14 protein-coding genes and 2 pseudogenes are annotated in these 15,946 nt (G+C 73.5%); 7 read left to right on the plus strand and 9 right to left on the minus strand.

The annotated features are described in order from the left end of the window. The first annotated feature begins 463 nt into the window (after positions 1-463). From KSF81_RS03305 to KSF81_RS03325, 6 genes and pseudogenes are all read left to right on the plus strand, one after another. On the plus strand, positions 464-2,914 hold the full coding sequence (locus tag KSF81_RS03305) for a heavy metal translocating P-type ATPase (protein ID WP_217377725.1): 2,451 nt from the start codon (positions 464-466) through the stop codon (positions 2,912-2,914). Then, the gene (gene cueR / locus KSF81_RS03310; protein WP_217377726.1) at positions 2,911-3,318 is read left to right on the plus strand and encodes a Cu(I)-responsive transcriptional regulator; all 408 of its coding nucleotides are present in this window, start codon (positions 2,911-2,913) and stop codon (positions 3,316-3,318) included. The genes KSF81_RS03305 and cueR overlap by 4 nt, the downstream gene beginning before the upstream one ends. After that, entirely contained in the window at positions 3,315-3,509 is a 195-nt protein-coding gene (locus KSF81_RS03315) for a heavy-metal-associated domain-containing protein (RefSeq protein WP_217377727.1), read from the plus strand. Before cueR ends, KSF81_RS03315 begins: the two co-directional genes overlap by 4 nt. A 135-nt stretch (positions 3,510-3,644) precedes the next feature. Continuing rightward, a pseudogene (locus tag KSF81_RS28970) lies at positions 3,645-4,697 on the plus strand (alpha-amylase family glycosyl hydrolase); the annotation flags it as partial. A 292-nt stretch (positions 4,698-4,989) separates the two neighbouring features. Next, positions 4,990-5,298, plus strand: coding sequence for a DUF3459 domain-containing protein (locus tag KSF81_RS28975; RefSeq protein ID WP_254453838.1), 309 nt, complete (start codon positions 4,990-4,992; stop codon positions 5,296-5,298). Between the two features lie 547 nt (positions 5,299-5,845). Beyond that, complete coding sequence (locus KSF81_RS03325) at positions 5,846-6,541, plus strand: hypothetical protein (protein ID WP_217377728.1); 696 nt, start codon at positions 5,846-5,848, stop codon at positions 6,539-6,541. A 24-nt stretch (positions 6,542-6,565) separates the two neighbouring features. On the opposite strand, the gene KSF81_RS03330 is transcribed toward KSF81_RS03325, so the two are convergent. After that, the gene (locus tag KSF81_RS03330; RefSeq protein WP_217377729.1) at positions 6,566-6,958 is read right to left on the minus strand and encodes a hypothetical protein; all 393 of its coding nucleotides are present in this window, start codon (positions 6,956-6,958) and stop codon (positions 6,566-6,568) included. A gap of 42 nt (positions 6,959-7,000) precedes the next feature. Here KSF81_RS03330 and KSF81_RS30850 point away from each other — a divergent pair, with 42 nt between their 5' ends. After that, positions 7,001-7,129, plus strand: coding sequence for a hypothetical protein (locus tag KSF81_RS30850; protein WP_256444237.1), 129 nt, complete (start codon positions 7,001-7,003; stop codon positions 7,127-7,129). Positions 7,130-7,248: 119 nt separating this feature from the next. On the opposite strand, the gene KSF81_RS03335 is transcribed toward KSF81_RS30850, so the two are convergent. The 8 genes and pseudogenes from KSF81_RS03335 to KSF81_RS03370 all read right to left on the minus strand — a co-directional run bounded on the left by KSF81_RS03335 (position 7,249) and on the right by KSF81_RS03370 (position 15,764). Then, the gene (locus tag KSF81_RS03335) at positions 7,249-8,268 is read right to left on the minus strand and encodes an MlaD family protein (RefSeq protein ID WP_217377730.1); all 1,020 of its coding nucleotides are present in this window, start codon (positions 8,266-8,268) and stop codon (positions 7,249-7,251) included. 40 nt (positions 8,269-8,308) lie between these two features. Beyond that, the gene (locus tag KSF81_RS03340; RefSeq protein ID WP_217377731.1) at positions 8,309-9,058 is read right to left on the minus strand and encodes an ABC transporter ATP-binding protein; all 750 of its coding nucleotides are present in this window, start codon (positions 9,056-9,058) and stop codon (positions 8,309-8,311) included. Further along, the gene (locus KSF81_RS03345; protein ID WP_217377732.1) at positions 9,058-10,173 is read right to left on the minus strand and encodes an ABC transporter permease; all 1,116 of its coding nucleotides are present in this window, start codon (positions 10,171-10,173) and stop codon (positions 9,058-9,060) included. Before KSF81_RS03345 ends, KSF81_RS03340 begins: the two co-directional genes overlap by 1 nt. Before the next feature lie 13 nt (positions 10,174-10,186). After that, positions 10,187-11,020, minus strand: coding sequence for an RNA methyltransferase (locus KSF81_RS03350; protein WP_309139694.1), 834 nt, complete (start codon positions 11,018-11,020; stop codon positions 10,187-10,189). Continuing rightward, complete coding sequence (locus KSF81_RS03355; RefSeq protein WP_217377733.1) at positions 11,013-12,017, minus strand: Ldh family oxidoreductase; 1,005 nt, start codon at positions 12,015-12,017, stop codon at positions 11,013-11,015. Before KSF81_RS03355 ends, KSF81_RS03350 begins: the two co-directional genes overlap by 8 nt. A 34-nt stretch (positions 12,018-12,051) precedes the next feature. Next, a pseudogene (locus tag KSF81_RS31835) lies at positions 12,052-12,983 on the minus strand (NAD(P)-dependent oxidoreductase). A gap of 29 nt (positions 12,984-13,012) precedes the next feature. After that, positions 13,013-14,005, minus strand: coding sequence for a tripartite tricarboxylate transporter substrate binding protein (locus KSF81_RS03365; protein WP_217377734.1), 993 nt, complete (start codon positions 14,003-14,005; stop codon positions 13,013-13,015). Positions 14,006-14,156: 151 nt separating this feature from the next. After that, on the minus strand, positions 14,157-15,764 hold the full coding sequence (locus KSF81_RS03370) for a stimulus-sensing domain-containing protein (protein ID WP_217381540.1): 1,608 nt from the start codon (positions 15,762-15,764) through the stop codon (positions 14,157-14,159). Positions 15,765-15,946: the final 182 nt, after the last annotated feature.

Genomic DNA, 15,946 nt, shown 5'->3' on the forward strand with positions numbered 1-15,946 from the left:
TGGGTTGACGCAGATGTCCCGGCCCTCGGCCCGCGCCACCCGGCCATCGGCCAGTAGCAGGCGGATATCGAAGCGGCAGCCGGCGCTCTCGGAAGGGCGGAGCGAGAAACCCGCCTCCGGCGCCAGCGGCCGGGTAAGCAGGTTGCGGCCCCAGTCATTGGCGGCACCGCGCGGGTTCCGCACGGCATTCATCTCGGTGGCCTGCTGCCCCGTGCGGTTGAGCACGCGGAAGGGCTGGGTTTCGGCCCGGGCCGGAGGCGGGGCCGCAAGCAGCGCGCCGGCAAGCAGCAGGGGCGCAAGGGAGGGGGGGTGAGCATGGTTCCCGGCATTTCGGCTGCCCGCGCCACCGGCGTCAATTGGTGAACACGGTATCGGCCGTGCCGGATTGACCAGGCGCAAGGACGGTGGGGCTTGACCTTCCCATGATGGGAGACCCCACATCCGGGCCGAGAGGTACCGAACCATGCCTGAAGCCCCGCTGCCGCCCAGCCCGCCCCTGCCCATTCCCCTGGCCCTGCCCATCGAGGGCATGACCTGCGCCTCCTGTGCCGGAAGGGTGGAGCGCGCCCTGCTGGCCGTGCCGGGGATCACCGCCGCGACGGTGAACTTGGCCTCGGAACGGGCGGAACTGCACGGCAGCGTGCCGGTGGCGACTTTGGCCGAGGCGGTGCGCCGGGCCGGCTATGCGGTGCCGGAGGCGCGCTTCGACCTCGGCATCTCCGGCATGACCTGCGCCTCCTGCGCCGGGCGGGTGGAGCGCGCCTTGCTGGCGGTGCCCGGCGTGCTCTCCGCCAGCGTGAACCTGGCCTCCGAACATGCGGAGGTCCGCACCGTGGCGGGGGTGGAGGAAGCGGCCCTGGTTGCCGCCGTCCAGGCTGCCGGCTATGGGGTGGTGGAGGCCACCGAACAGGGCCAGGAGGCGGAGGCCGCCCGGGGCGCGCGCCAGCGGCGCGACCTGCTGCTGGCGGCGCTGCTCACCGCGCCCTTCCTGATCGGCATGCTGGGGATGCCCTTCGGCCAGGACTGGATGCCGGGGGGTTGGGTGCAATTCGCCCTGGCCACGCCGGTGCAGTTCTGGCTCGGCGCGCGCTTCTACCGGGCCGGATGGGCGGCGCTGCGCGCCCGCACCGGCAATATGGACCTGCTGGTGGCGCTCGGCACCACGGCTGCCTGGGGGCTCTCGGTCTGGATGCTGCTGACCGCCGGGCCGGACGCCGCGCATCACCTGTATTTCGAAGCCAGCGCGGTCGTCATCCTGTTCATCCTGCTCGGCAAATACCTGGAGGCGCGGGCCCGGCGGGCCACCGGCGCGGCGATCCGCGCCCTGCTGGAACTCCGCCCCCGCAGCGCCCACCGGCTGCGCGCCGATGGCACCGAGGAGGAGGTGCCGGCCGCCGCCCTGGCATTGGGCGACCGCCTGGTGGTCCGCCCCGGCGAGCGCATCCCGGCCGATGGACGCGTGCTGGAAGGTCGCGCCGGGGTGGATGAAAGCGCGCTCACCGGCGAGAGCCGGGCGGTGGAGAAGGAACCCGGCAGTCCCGTGACCACCGGCAGCATCGCCCTGGATGGCCGGCTGGTGATCGAGGCGACCGCGATCGGCGCCGAGACGGTGCTGGCCCGCGTCGCCGCGCTGGTCTCGGCCGCGCAGGCCAGCCGCGCGCCGGTGCAGAAGCTGGTGGACCGGGTCAGCGCCGTCTTCGTGCCCGTGGTGGTGGCGATCGCCGCGCTGACGCTGTTCGGTTGGCTGCTGGCGGGCGTGGGGGTGGAGGCGGCGGTGCTGCGGGCGGTGGCAGTGCTGGTCATCGCCTGCCCCTGCGCGCTCGGCCTGGCGACGCCGGCCGCCATCATGGCCGGCACCGGGGCGGCGGCGCGGGCCGGCATCCTGATCCGCGACGCCGAGGCGATCGAGCGCGCGCATGACGTGACCCTGGTGGCTTTCGACAAGACCGGGACGCTCACCGAAGGCAGGCCGCGCCTGGCCGCGCTGCATCCGGCGCCGGGCGTGGCGGCCACCGAGGTCCTGGGCCTCGCCGCCGCCCTGCAATCCGGCAGCGAGCATCCGCTGGCCCGCGCGGTGCTGGAGGCCGCCGCCGAAGCGGAGGCCGCCGTGCCGCCCCTGGCCGATTTCCGCGCCCTGCCCGGCCGCGGCGTCGAGGGCTGGGTGGCGGGGCGGCGTCTGCTGCTCGGCAGCCCGCGGGCCCTGGCCGAAAGCGGCGCCGATCCCGGCGGGCTGGCGGCGCTGGCGGAGCGGGAGGCCGCGCAGGGCCGCACCCCCGCCTGGCTGATCGAAACCGCGGAACCGCCCCGTGCCCTCCCTCGGGCCCTCGCCCTGCTGGGTTTCGAGGATACGGAGAAGCCGGGTGCCCCGGCCGCCATCGCCGGGCTGCGGCACCTCGGCATCAAGGCGGCGATGATCAGCGGCGATAGCCGTGCCGCGGCCGGGGCGGTGGCGGCACGGCTCGGCCTCGACCAGGTGGAGGCGGAGGTGCTGCCGGCCGACAAGGCGGCCCGCATCGCCGCCTGGCGCGCGGCGGGCGAGCGGGTGGCGATGGTGGGCGACGGGGTGAACGACGCGCCCGCCCTGGCCGGCGCCGATCTCGGCATCGCCATGGGCACCGGCACCGATGTGGCGATCGAGGCGGCGGGCATCACCCTGCTGCGTGGCGACCCGGCGCTGGTGCCGGCCGCCATCGAGGTGGCGCGCCGCACCTATGGCAAGATCCGGCAGAACCTGGGCTGGGCCTTCGGCTACAACCTGCTCGGCCTGCCGCTGGCGGCGCTGGGCTATCTCTCGCCGCTGCTGGCGGGGGCGGCGATGGCGCTGTCCTCCGTCTCGGTGCTGGCCAATGCGCTGCTGCTGGCGAGGTGGCGGCCCATCGCCCGGAGCGTGGATCAGGGCGGAGGCAGGCCATGATTATCGGCGAGGCCGCCGCCGCCTCCGGCATCTCGCAGAAGATGATCCGGCACTATGAATCGATTGGCCTGCTGCATCCGGCGCGGCGGGAGAATGGCTACCGCAGCTATGGGGACGCCGATGTCGCCGTGCTGCGCTTCATCCGCCATGCCCGCGACCTCGGCTTCCCGCTGGAGGATGTGCGGCGGCTGCTGGCGCTCTGGCGGGACCACTCGCGGGCCAGCGCCGATGTGCGGCGCATCGCCCTCGACCATGTGGCAGCGCTTGAGGAGAAGGCCCGCAGCTTGCAGGCCATGGCCGCCAGCCTTCGCCACCTGGCCGCGCATTGCCAGGGCGATGCGCGGCCCGACTGCCCCATCATCGACGAGCTTGCCAATCCCGAACCGGAAGGAACCCAGAGATGATCGACCTCAAGGTCCAGGGCATGACCTGCGACCATTGCGTGCAGGCGGTGACCCGCGCCATCCAGGCGCGCGACCCGCAGGCCAGGGTGCAGGTGGACCTCGCCACCGGCACGCTGCGCGCCGAAACCAGCTTGCCGCGCGAGGCGGTGGCGGCGGCGGTGACGGCCGAGGGCTATACCGTCTCGGGCTGACCCCCCTCCGCGACCGGCAGGCCACACCCCGCACCTGCCGCATCTTCGCCCCGATTTTGCCGTTGCACCGCCTCGCGAAGCCGCGAATATTGCGAGTATACGGCGTGTGGCATTCAACCCAGGGGTGAAGTCGGCATGATCCAGGGGAAAAGCCACGGGGAATGGTGGCGCGGGGCGGTCCTGTACCAGATCTATCCCCGCAGCTTCCAGGACAGCGACGGCGACGGCATCGGCGACCTGCCCGGCCTGCTCGACAGGCTCGATCATATTGCCGGGCTCGGGGTGGACGCGATCTGGGTCTGCCCCTTCTACCCCTCGCCGCAGCGGGATTTCGGCTATGACGTGGCCGACCACTGTGCCGTCGATCCCGTCTTCGGCGTGCTGGAGGATGTGGACCGGCTGATCGCCGCGGCGCATGCCCGGGGCCTGCGGGTGCTGCTGGACCTGGTCGGTGGCCATACCTCGGACCGCCACCCCTGGTTCCAGTCCAGCCGCCGCGCGCGCGAAGGCGACAGGGCGGACTGGTATGTCTGGGCCGATCCCGCACCGGACGGCACGCCGCCCAACAATTGGCTCAGCGTCTTCGGCGGCGCCGCCTGGACCTGGGAGCCGCGGCGGCGGCAATACTACCTGCACCATTTCCTCTCCACCCAGCCGACCCTCAACCTGCACGAACCCGCAGTGCAGCAGGCGCTGCTCGGCATCGCCGAATTCTGGCTGGCGCGCGGCGTGGACGGCTTCCGCCTGGATGCGGTGGATTTCCTGACGCATGACCCGGCGCTCCGCAGCAACCCGGCGCAGCGGCCCTATGGCGGGGTGATCCCGGCCAAGCTCTTCGCCCTGCAGCAGCACGACCACGACATGATCCAGCCGGGGACGCTGCCCATGCTGCGGCGGCTGCGCGCCCTGACGGAGCGCTATCCCGGCGCCGTGCTGCTGGGCGAGGTCTCCTCCCAGGATGGCGCCTTCGAGCGCATCGCCGGCTATACGGCCGGGGAGGACCTGCTGCACATGGCCTATACGCTGCGGCCGCTGCGGCACGGCTTCGACCACCCCACGCTTACCGAGCTGCTGGCCGACGCCACCGCCACCTGCGCCCGGGGCTGGCCCTGCTTCTCCTTCTCCAACCATGACGTGGAGCGCGCCGCCAGCCGCTGGGCGCCGGGCGGCGTGCCGGACCCCCGCTTCACCCGGCTGCTGCTGGCGCTGCTGCTGTCGCTGCCGGGCAGCGCCTGCCTCTACCAGGGGGGAGGAGCTTGGCCTGCCCGAGGCGGTACTGCGCGAGAGCGAGATCCGCGACCCCTTCGGTATCGCCTATTGGCCGGAATTCAAGGGCCGCGACGGCAGCCGCACGCCGATGCCCTGGCAGCGCGCCCTGCCGCATGCCGGCTTCACCGCCGCCGGCGCAACCCCCTGGCTGCCGGTTCCGGAGCCGCACCGCGCCCTGGCGGTGGATGCGCAGGAGGCGGCGCCCGACAGCATGCTGCGCTTCACCCGCACCCTGCTGCGGCTGCGCCGGGCGGAGCCGGCGCTGCGCCATGGCGAGGCCGTGCCGCTTGCACTGGCCGCGCCGCTCTTCGGCTTCACCCGCCAGGCCGGGGGCCGCGTGGTGACGCTGCTGTTCAACCTCTCGGCCGAGCCGGTGCCGCTGCCGGCGGCGCTCACCGCCGGGCTGGCGCCGCTGGGCAGCGACACCAAGCTGCCGCCCCGCGTCCTGGCGCCCTGGGGCTTCGCCCTGCTCGCCCCGGTCACAGTGCGGGTGCCGGAGCCCGAGCCGGCGCTGGCCTGACCGGGACCGGGTGTCGCCGGGCCGTGATCCCGGGCATCCTTGCGGCAGCCGAATCCTGGCTGCCGCAGGAGAATCGCCGATGCCCCGTCCGCTGCCGCTGTTGTTCCTGCTGGCCCTCGCGGCCCGCAAGACCGCGGCGCCCCAGGTCGGGAGCAGTCATGGACGGCCCCCGGGAGCTTGCCGGCGTGATCCATTAGGATGGATTTCGCACGGCCCATGACGGCATCGGGCATCCGGGCGGCTCCCTGGCTTGGCGGCGCCATGCTCGCGGTGGCGCTGCTTGGTGGATGCGCGGCACCCGCCGGCCGGGCGGATGGCCCTTCCTCGTCGTCGCAGGGCGACACCGATCGCCTCTGCGCGCCGCGCCTGGGGGTGCGGCAGGCCATGCCGGCCGAGGCGCCGCTCTCGCCCGAAGCCTACCGCTCGGCCTCCGGGAGCCTCGCCGCGCAGGGATTCTCCTCCACCGCCATCGAGATCGCCGAGGTCATCGGCGCCTTCGCCCCGCTGCGGCAATTGGCGCTGCTGACGGTGGAAGCCCCCCCGCACCGTGGCCACCGAGCTGCGGCAGCTTCGCCTCCGCCAGGCCATCACGGACCGGATCCTGCTGGCGATGCTGGATGTCGCGGGCACCCTGGCCGCGATCGATTGCGAAGGGGAGCGCGGCGACCAGTTGCGGGCCCGGCTCCAGGGCATCGAAAACCGGCGGGCGCGCCGGCTGGGCCTCACCAGCATCATGATCGGCGCGCTGACGGCGGCCCTGTCGGGCGGGCTGTCGGTCGCGGGCGCCGGGGGCGGCGATGTCGTCGGGATAGTCGGTGGCGTGGCCGAGGCCTCGGTGGCGACATCCCTGCTCTTCGGCTCGGCCTCCGGCGAACTGCGCACCGAGCGCAACCTCCTGCGCGAGGTGCGGGAGCGGCCGGCCCGGTCCGGCCTGTTCCCGCCCTCGGTCTGGCGCTACCTGACCCGGCATCCGGGCGGCGACGCGAACCGGCCGGAGGTCGCCGAACTCGTGGCCGCCGAGTGGCGCCGCAACGAATTGCTCGGCGAGCCGAGCTCCGAGGCGGCGCGCGACCGGGCCGCGCTGCTGTTCGGCGCCGGCGGCGTCTATACGGTCGAGGATCTGGAGGTCAGGGACGCCATGCTGGACCTCCTGGAGGCCAGCATCGCGCTGATGAGCCGGGACCTCGGGGTGCTGCTGGAGGAGTTGCTGAAATGGCCGCCGCCGGCGCGGAGCTCCTCGTGATCCACGGGGCCCCCGCCCCGCCCATCAGCGCCGCGCCCGCACCGCCGCCCGCAGGTCCCGCTCCAGCGCCGTGAGCGCCGCGGCCAGGGCCGCGCTCATGCCCGCCGCCGCCGTCGGGCCCGGCACCTCGCCGTCGCGCCAGGGCCCGCCGGCCAGGGGTGCGGTGCCTTCCGGCATGAACTGGCCGAGGACGCGCGGCTGGCCGCCGCGGCCAGGGGTCTGGGACAGCAGCAGCACGGAGAGCGCGGCCCGCGCCACCGCCGCCTCGGACTCCGCCTGCAGCCGCACCAGCTCCCCCTCCAGCACCAGGTCGGGCGGCAGGCGGGAGCCGGGGGCGGTGACGGCGGAGAAGAGGCCGCTGGCGGTGAGCCAGCGCCGCAGCGCCTCCTCCACCAATTCGACCGGGGGGCGGTCCATTCCTGCCAATAGGTCGTGGTGACCTGCTCCCCGGGCCCCAGCATGCGGAGCCCCCGCGCCTCCATCCCCGGCGCCGCGCGCAGCGAGCGCAGCAGCAGCACCGGGCCGCGGGCCGGCGGCGGGCTGGCCTGCGACCGCTCCGGCGCCAGGGAGAAGCGCTGCACCTCCTGATAGGGGCGGCTGGGCAGCACGCTGCAGCCGGCCAGCGCGGGCAGGAGCAGGAGCAGGCCGCGGCGAGCCAGGGAAGGTGACGCGGGAGGGGCCTTGGGCATGGACATGGGCATTCCCGGCTAACGCCTTGGCGGCGGCGGCGGCGGCGCGCCGAACAGGGCCTGGGAGGGGTTGCGACGCAGCGCCTCGGTCGTGTCGCGCAGATTGGCGACGGCGGCCCGCAGATCGCGCAGGATCGGCCCGAGTTCCGCCTGGATGTCGGTGGTGGCGCTGCGCGCCGTCCGCAGCCCGGCATCGAGCGTGTTGAGGCTGGCCGGCAGGCGGCCCACCACGCTGCGCAGCTCGGCCGAGGCCCCGGCCAGATTGGCCAGCGTCTGGCGCAGCTCGCGGCTGGCGAGCAGTTCGCGCGCCTCGGCCGCGGTGCCGCGGAATTCCGCCATCGTCCCGGGCAGGTCGGCCGCCTCGGTCGTGCCGCGCAGGCTGCGGAGCAGTGTCGCCGCCTCCTGCAGGGTCTGGGCGAAGTCGCCGTCATGCACCTGGCTGCGGAGATCGGCGACGAGGCCGACCACATTGCCGATCAGCGACTCGAGATCCACGCCCTCCAGCCGCTTCAGCAGCGTCTCGGCCGCGTTCTGCACCTGCGCGACGGTGGAGGGGATGGCCGGGATATAGGTGTAGCGCGGCTCCCAGGGGACGCGCACCGGCGGGTAACGCTCCGGATCGACGAAATCGAGCTCCAGGTAATTCACGCCGGTGATGCCCTGCGCCGCGATCCGGACCCGCAGGCCGAGGCGGATGGCATCCGCTACCGAGGGTCCGCCCCCGACCTTCGCCGTGTCCACCGAGAAGCGCACGAAGACCAACTGGAAGGCGGTGGCGAGGGTATTCCCCTCCGGCCGGGGATATTCGGCATTGACCAGCCCGATTTCCGTCACCCGGCCGATCGCGACACCGCGGTAGCGCACCGGCGAGCCGTTATCCAGCCCCTGCACGGATTCCCGGATATAGGTCTCGAACATCACGCTGCCGGCGCCGCCGAAACGGTTGGCGGTGAAGAACAGGATGAACCCCACCGCCAGCGCCAGGCCGATCAGGACCAACGCGCCGACGCGCAGATAGAGGCCTCGCGCCTGGGGCATCGCTAGGGTCCGGCCGCGGCGCGGCGCGTGGGTCGGATGCTCATGCCAATACCTCTCGCCGGAAGAAGGCGCGCACCACGGGATTCTCGCTTTCCTCGCGCAGCCGCCGCGGGTCGCCTTCCGCGATCATGCCTTTGGCATCCTTGTCCAGCATGATGCAACGGTCGCCGATCGCCAGGATGGACTGCAATTCGTGTGTGACTACAACGAAGGTGGTGCCGAGTTCCCGCGCGAGTTGCCGGATCAGCGCATCCAGCCCGGCCGAGGTGATGGGGTCGAGCCCGGCCGAGGGCTCGTCCAGGAACAGGATCGGCGGGTCGAGCGCCATGGCGCGGGCGATGCCGGCGCGCTTGGCCATGCCGCCCGAGATCTCCGCCGGCAGGCGCAGCGCCGCATCCGCCAGCCCGACCAGGCCGAGCTTGGCCTGCGCCACCAGCGCCCGCGCCTCGGCCGGCAGGGCGGTATGCTGCTCCAGTGGCACCTCGATATTCTCGGCCAGGGTAAGCGAGCCGAACAGCGCGCCAGACTGCCACATCACGCCGATCCGGCGCAGCAGCGCCTGCCGCGCCTCGCCGCGCAGCGTGTCGATGTCCTCGCCGAGCACCTCGATGCGGCCCTCGGCCGGCTCGTAGAGGCCGATCACGTGCTTCAGCAGCGTCGACTTGCCGGAGCCGGAGCCGCCGAGGATGATGAAGACCTCGCCTGGCCGCACCTCGAAGGAGACATGCTCGAAGATGGTCCGGCCACCGAAGCGGGCGGCCAGGTTCTCCACCCTGACGACGGGCTCCATCAGAGGCCGAGCCGGAAGAACAGCACGGCGAAGATGCCGTCCAGCAGCACGATGGAGACGATGCCGCCCACCACCGCCGCCGTCGCCGCATCGCCCACCGCGCGCGGGCCGCGTCCGGCGCCGAGCCCGGCCCGGCAGCCGACCAGCCCGATCGCCAGGCCGAAGACCGCTGCCTTGAACAGCCCGCCCAGCAAATCCTTCAACTGGACCCAGCTCTGCAATTGCGCGATCACCCCGGCCGGCGGGAAGCCCAGCGTCGCCATCACCGCCGCCATGCCGAGCAGGCCCGCGAGGTCCATCAGCAGGGCCAGCACCGGCATCACCAGCATGGCCGCCAGCAGCCGCGGCAGCACCAGCCAGGCCACCGGGTCGATGCCCATGATGCGCAGCGCATCCACCTCCTCGTTCACCACCATGGTGCCGAGTTCGGCGGCATAGGCGGAGCCGGTGCGGCCGGCCAGCACCACCGCCGCCATCAGCGGCCCGAGTTCCCGCAGCAGGGAAATGCCGACCAGGTTCGGGATGTAGACCTCGGCCCCGAACTGGCGCATCGGGATGGAGGACTGGAAGGCCAGGATCAGGCCGATCAGGAAGCCAAGCAGCAGGGTCAGGCCGAAGGCGCGCAGTCCGGCCTCGTCCAGGTGCCGCAGCATCTCGGACAGACGCAGCCGCCAGGGGCGTCGGATGGTGCCGAGCCCGGCCACCAGCGCCTCGCCCAGGAAGGCCACCTGCGCCAGCATGCCCTGGCCGCGCTCGATGGTGGCCTGGCCGATCAGCCCGAGCCAGGGCAGCGGGAGCGGCGGCTCCGGCGGTGGCGCGGCCAATGCCTGGCGGGTGCGGTCCAGCACCGCCTGGAGCGGGCCGGGCGGCATTCCCGCCCAGCGCGCCTCCCCGGCCAGGTGCTCCAGGTGCAGCAGCAGCACGGCGCCCGCGGTATCCAGCGCGGTGAGGCCGGCGAGGTCGAGGATCAGCGGCCTGGCGCGGGCGGCGCGGCGCGTCGCCTCCGGCCAGAGGCGGGCGGCGGCCCCGGCCTCCAGCCGGCCATGGAAGACGAGGCGAAGCCCCTCCCCCTCCGGCCGGGCTTCGAGCCTGGCGTCCTGGCCGGCCATGCTCATGCCCGGACCGGCCTCACGCAGGGCCTCCCAGCGCATGGATCAGCACCGCGGCGGCGGCGGCGACATTCAGGCTCTCCACCACCGGCCCCTGCGCGCCGCTGCCGCCCAGGGCGGCACCGGCCAGGGTGACGCGGGCCTCGCAGGCTTCCAGCGTCGGCATCGGCAGGCCCTGTTCCTCATTGCCGAGCACCAGCGCGACCGGCCGGTCGCGTGGGACCGTCCGGGGGGCTGCCCCGCCGGCCGCGACCGCCGCCAGGGTCAGGAAGCGCCCGCGCATCCCCCGCAGCAGCGCCGGCAGGTCGCGCGCGCGGAACACCTCCAGATGCTCCAGCCCACCCTCGGCGGTGCGGAAGGCGGCGTCGGAGAGGTCCGCCTGGCGGGCATCGCCGGACAGGACCAGGGCGCGGCAGCCGAAGAAGGCGGCGGAGCGGGCGATGGCGCCGAGATTGTGCGGATTGCCGATCCCGTCCAGCACCGGCAGCAGCGGGGCTTCCGGCATATCGGCCGGCAGCGCGGCGCCGGGGAGCGGCGTGGCGAAGCGCGTCTGGGCGACGGCGACGATGCCGCCATGGTGCTGCGTGCCGGCGATGCGGGCGAGTTCCTCCGGCGGCACCTCCCGGTAGGGCCGCCGGGTGCGGGCGAGATGCGCGCAGAGCGGCCCGGCCAGGCGGCGACGGTCCTCGGTATAGAAGAGCCGCAGCACCGCCTCCGGCCGCCGCAGGAACAGGGCACGCACCGGGGCGGCGCCGCAGATGCGGTTCGGCTCCGGCGGGCGCGGCAGAGGCGGCGCTGGCTCGCCCGCCACGCTGCCGCCGCGCCGCTCGCGGAAGCGCGGCCCTTCAGCCACCGGCAAGGGCCTGCAGCCTGTCGTGCAGCGCCGCCGGCACCTCCAGCCCCTCGGCCCCGGCCTTTTCCGCCAGCGCCGCGCGCCGGCTGCCGGGCAGGCGGACACCCGTATCGCCCAGCATGGCGCCGACCAGCACCTCCACCCGGTCGAGGAAGCCCTCCTGCCCGGCCATTGCACCGGGGTCGATCGCCAGGATTGCCTGGCCGAGCCGCGGCCGGTTGCCCTCATCCACGAAGAAGCTGTCGGCCTCGAAGCCGAAGGCGGCGCCGGTGAGGGCGCAGCACAGCAGTTCCACCACCAGCGCCAGCAGCGCCCCCTTGGTGCCGCCGGCCGCCAGCATGGCGCCCCCGAGCGCCGCATCCGGGTCCGTGGTGGGGTTGCCTTCGGCGTCGATCGCCCAGCCCTCGGGAATCCGCCGGCCCTCCTTCGCCGCCACCATGATCCGGCCCCGCGCCACCTGCGACAGGGCGAGGTCGATCACCAGGGGCTCCGCCCCCCGCCGCGGAAAGGCGGCGGCGACCGGGTTGGTGCCGAGCAGCGGTCGCCGGCCGCCGGGCACCGGCATGGCGGCGGGGGAGTTCGTGAAGGCCAACGCCACCAGGCCCTGCCGTGCCAGCGCCGCCACCGGCAGGCCCATGGCGCCGGAATGGTGGCTGTTGGTGATGCCGAGGAAGGCGACGCCATGCGCCCGCGCCCGCCGCGCCGCCTCCGCCACCGCGAGGTCGAGCGCCGGATAGGCCAGGCCGTGCCGCGCATCCACCAGCGCCGCGCCGCCGCGCTCCGCCACCACCGCCGGCACCGCCCCGCCATCGGCGCGGCCGTTGCGGAGGAAGGCGGCGTATTGCGGCACGCGGGAGAGGCCGTGGCCGGCCTGGCCCTGCGCCTCGGCGGCCACCAGGGTGCGGGCGGTCGCCGCCGCCATGGTGGGCGCCGCGCCGGCCGCCGCGAGGGCGGCGCGGACGAGGTCCTCGGCCGCCGCCATGCTCAGTCTGGGCATCGCCTGCTCCTTGATCTTCCGGGACAGGGAAATGTCACGCCATGGCCAGCGCGACCAGCACCCGTTCAGCGATCAGCGAGGAGACCCGGATATTGCTCTCGGCCGTCACCCCCGCGATATGCGGGGTCAGCAGCAGGTTCGGGCAGCCGGCGAGCGGCGATCCCGCCGGCAGGGGCTCGGTCTCGAAGACATCGAGCGCGGCGCCGCCGAGCCGGCCGGCCCGGAGCGCGGCCGCCAGTGCCGCTTCCTCCACCACGCCGCCGCGCGAGGTGTTCACCAGCACCGCGCCGGGCTTCATGCCGGCAAGGCAGGCGGCATCGACCAAGCCGCGGGTCGCCTCGGTGAGCGGCACATGCAGGGTCACGGCATCGGCCTTGGCGAAAAGCGCCTCCAGCGCCACCCGCTCGGTCGCCGTCTCGGACCAGCCGGAATGGTCGGTGGGCAGCACCGGGTCATGGCCGATCACCACCATGCCGAAGGCCCGCGCCAATTCGCGACCCGCCGTCCGATATCGCCGAAGCCGACGACGCCCAGCGTCTTGCCCGCCATCTCCCGCCCCGCCGAGAGCCGGGCGCGCGGCCATTGGCCGCCGGCGACCTCGGGCGTGGCGAAATAGGCACCGCGCAGCAGCGCCCCCACCGCCAGGATCACGTATTCGGCCACCGAATCAGCATTGGCGCCGGTGGCCGGGATCACCTCCACCGCGCGGGCGCGGCAGGCCGGCAGGTCGATATTGTCGAGCCCGACGCCGAGCCGCCCCACCACCTTCAGCCCCGGCCCATGCCGCAGCAGCGCCGCATCCACCAGGGTGCGGTTGCGCACGATCAGCGCCCGCGCCTGGCCGAGCGAGGCTGCCAGCCGGTCCGGCGCATCCACCAGGGCGGGGTCGTAGAGCGTGGGATGGGCGGCGTCGAGCGAGGCGACCGCTGCGGCTTCCATGAATTCGGCGATGACGATGTGGCTCATGCGCAGCAATGCTTTCCCCGGGGGCGGGCCTAATCCACCTTGATGCCGGCCTCGGCCACCAGCCGCGACCAGCGCTCCACCTGGCCGTCGATATACTCCCGCGAGCGGGCGGCGTCCCAGCCGAGGACGTCGAAGCCACCCTCCTCCGCGCGGCGCACCACCTCCGGGTCGCGGATGGCGGCCAGGGTATCGCGCTCGATCTTCTGGAAGACCGGGCGCGGCACGGCGGCATTGGTCAAGATGGCGGTCCAGTTGGTGATCTCAAGCCCGGGCGCGCCGGCCTCATGCACCGTCGGGATCTCGGGTACCAGCTTGTGCCGGCGGGTATCGGTGATGGCGAGGCCGCGCAGCCGGCCGCTCTTCAACTGGCCGATGCATTCGGGCAGGTTGGAGATGAGGACATCGAGATTGCCGGCCACCAGGTCCGTCACGCCCGGGGCGCCGCCGCGATAGGGCACATGCACCAGGTTCGGCCCGGCCCCGGCCACCCGCCGGAACAATTCCAGCGCCAGATGCGGTGGCGAGCCATTGCCCGATGACCCGCCATTCATCTGCCGCGTCTTCGCCTGCTCCAGCAGATCCCCCAGGCTCCGTGCCGGGTTGGAGGGATTGACGCAGACCACCAGCGGCAGCGAGCCCAGCACCGAGACCGGCGCGAAATCCCGCCGCAGGTTGTAGGGGGCATTGGGGAAAAGGCTGACATTCACCGCATGGGTCAGGGTGATGGCGAGCAGCGTATGGCCATCGGCCGGCGCCTTGGCCGCGGCATCGGCGCCGATCAGGCCGTTGCCGCCGGGGCGGTTGTCCACCACCACGGGCTGCGACCAGGTCTGCGTCAGCTTCTGCGCGACCAGCCGGGCCATGATGTCGGTGAGGCCGGCCGGGGTGAAGGGCACGATGTAGCGCAGCCCGCGGTCGGGGAAGGTGTTCGGCGCCTGCGGGCCGCCCTGGGCGCCGGCGCGGGTGAAGGGCAGCAGCCCGGCGGCCAGGCCCAGCATGGCCCGGCGGGTGGCAGTGGTCACGGCGTTTCTCCTGACATGGCACCGGTTGGTCCGGCTATGCCGCGAAGCCTAAAGCGGAACTGGGCGTGGAGGAAACGGTGGAGACGCGCCGCAGCCGCCGGCTACGCCACCGGCAGCCGCAATCCTTGCCCACGCGCGGCGCAGCCGATGGCTACGCCACCGGCAGCCGCACGATGAACCTCGCCCCCGTCACCTTCCCCTCCGCATCGCGGCGGTTCTCGGCGGCGATGCGGCCGCGCAGCCCCTCCACGATCTGCCGGCTGATGGAAAGGCCGAGGCCGGAATGCTTGCCGAATTGCTCGCCATGCGGGCGTTCGGAATAAAAGCGTTCGAAGATCCCCTCCAGCTTCGCCTCGGGGATGCCCGGCCCCTCATCCTCCACCACCACCTCCACCCAGGTGCCGGTCGGGCGGGCGCGGACCCGGACCCGGCTTTCCTGCGCGCCTCCCCTGGGGCTGAAGGAGAGCGCATTGCCCAGCAGGTTGCGGAAGACCTGCACCAGCCGGCCCTCGACGCCACGCACCACCAGCCGGCCCGGCGGCGCCTCCAGCTCCACCACCGGGTCGCCCTCGGCCCGCGTCGCCTGGTGCAGCTCGACCAGGGTGGAAAGGATCGGCGCCACATCCACCGGCACCGCGACGGTGCGCGAGAGTTCGGCATCGACGCGCGAGGAGTCGCTGATATCGGCGATCAGCCGGTCCATCCGCACCGCGTCATCGGCGATGATCGCCAGCAGGCGGCGCTGCTGCTCCGGGTTCTCGATGCGGCGCAGCGTCTCGATCGCGCTGCGCACGCTGGTCAGCGGGTTGCGGAGCTCATGCGCCACATCCGCGGCGAAGCGCTCATTGGTGTCGATCCGCGCCCAGAGGTCGCGGGCCGCCGATTGCAGGTCGCGCGCCAGGATGCCGATCTCGTCCCGCCGCGCCAGCAGGGCAGGCGGCACGCTGCCGGCGCGCCCCTCGCCCTGGCGCATCGCCGCGGCGGCGCCGGCCAATTGCATGATCGGGCTGGCCAGGGTCTGCGCCAGGTAGAGCGAGAGCAGCACGGTCAGCAGCAGGGCCAGCGCGAAGATGCCGAGCACGCTGGCGCGGATCTCGAACAGGCGCTGGTCCACCTCCCGCGCCTCGCGGGTCAGCAGCACGATGCCGACGGACTGGTTGCCGCGCCGCGCCGGCTCCGCCACCGAGACCAGCAGCCGGCCATCCGCGGTGCGGCGGATATAGGGCGTGACGCCGCCCTCCAGCGCCAGCCGCAATTCCTCCCGCCGGTCCGGGCCGAGATTGGGCTGCCAGTCGAAGGAGGGGGCGTTGGGATTGACATCCACCACCAGATCGTCCCGCCCATCGCGCGGGACCAGGCCGACGAGACGGTCGTAGAGGCCCGCGATGCCGGTGGAGAAGGCGCCGCGCGGCTCCGGCGGCGGCAGCGGCTCGGTCACCACGGCGCCGCCGGACCCCTCCCGCACCCGGCTATCGGCCACCACCAGGCCGGTATTGTCGAAGAGCCTGGCCTGGGTATTGGGCGAGGGATCGACCAGGCGCCGCAGCAGCGGCCGGGCGGCTTCCGGCACCAGGGTGGCGCGGTCGTCCTGCACCCGCGTCGCGGCCTCGGCGATGGCGCCGGCATAGATGCGGGCCTGAGTGCGCATCGCCTCCACCTCGGCCGCCAGCAGCCCGTTCTGGTACTGGTCGAGGTAGAGCATGGCGGCGGCCAGCAGCGCCGGCGGCAGGGCATTCAGCAGCAGGATGCGGCGCAGCAGCGGCGAGACCCAACGCCGGCGGGGCGGCGGTGGCGCCTTGTTCGGCCATGGTCGTCGGGAGGGGGGCCTCCGGCATCGGTGTTCCTTATGGTCTGGCCGGCACCCCGCTGCCGCCTGTTCCGGGCGCCCGGCAATGAAGCCTGGGCCAGGGCAGCCCGGCCGCCGATTCGCCGATCCCGAAG

This window comes from Siccirubricoccus sp. G192 (assembly GCF_019084075.1).
GTDB lineage: Bacteria > Pseudomonadota > Alphaproteobacteria > Acetobacterales > Acetobacteraceae > G192.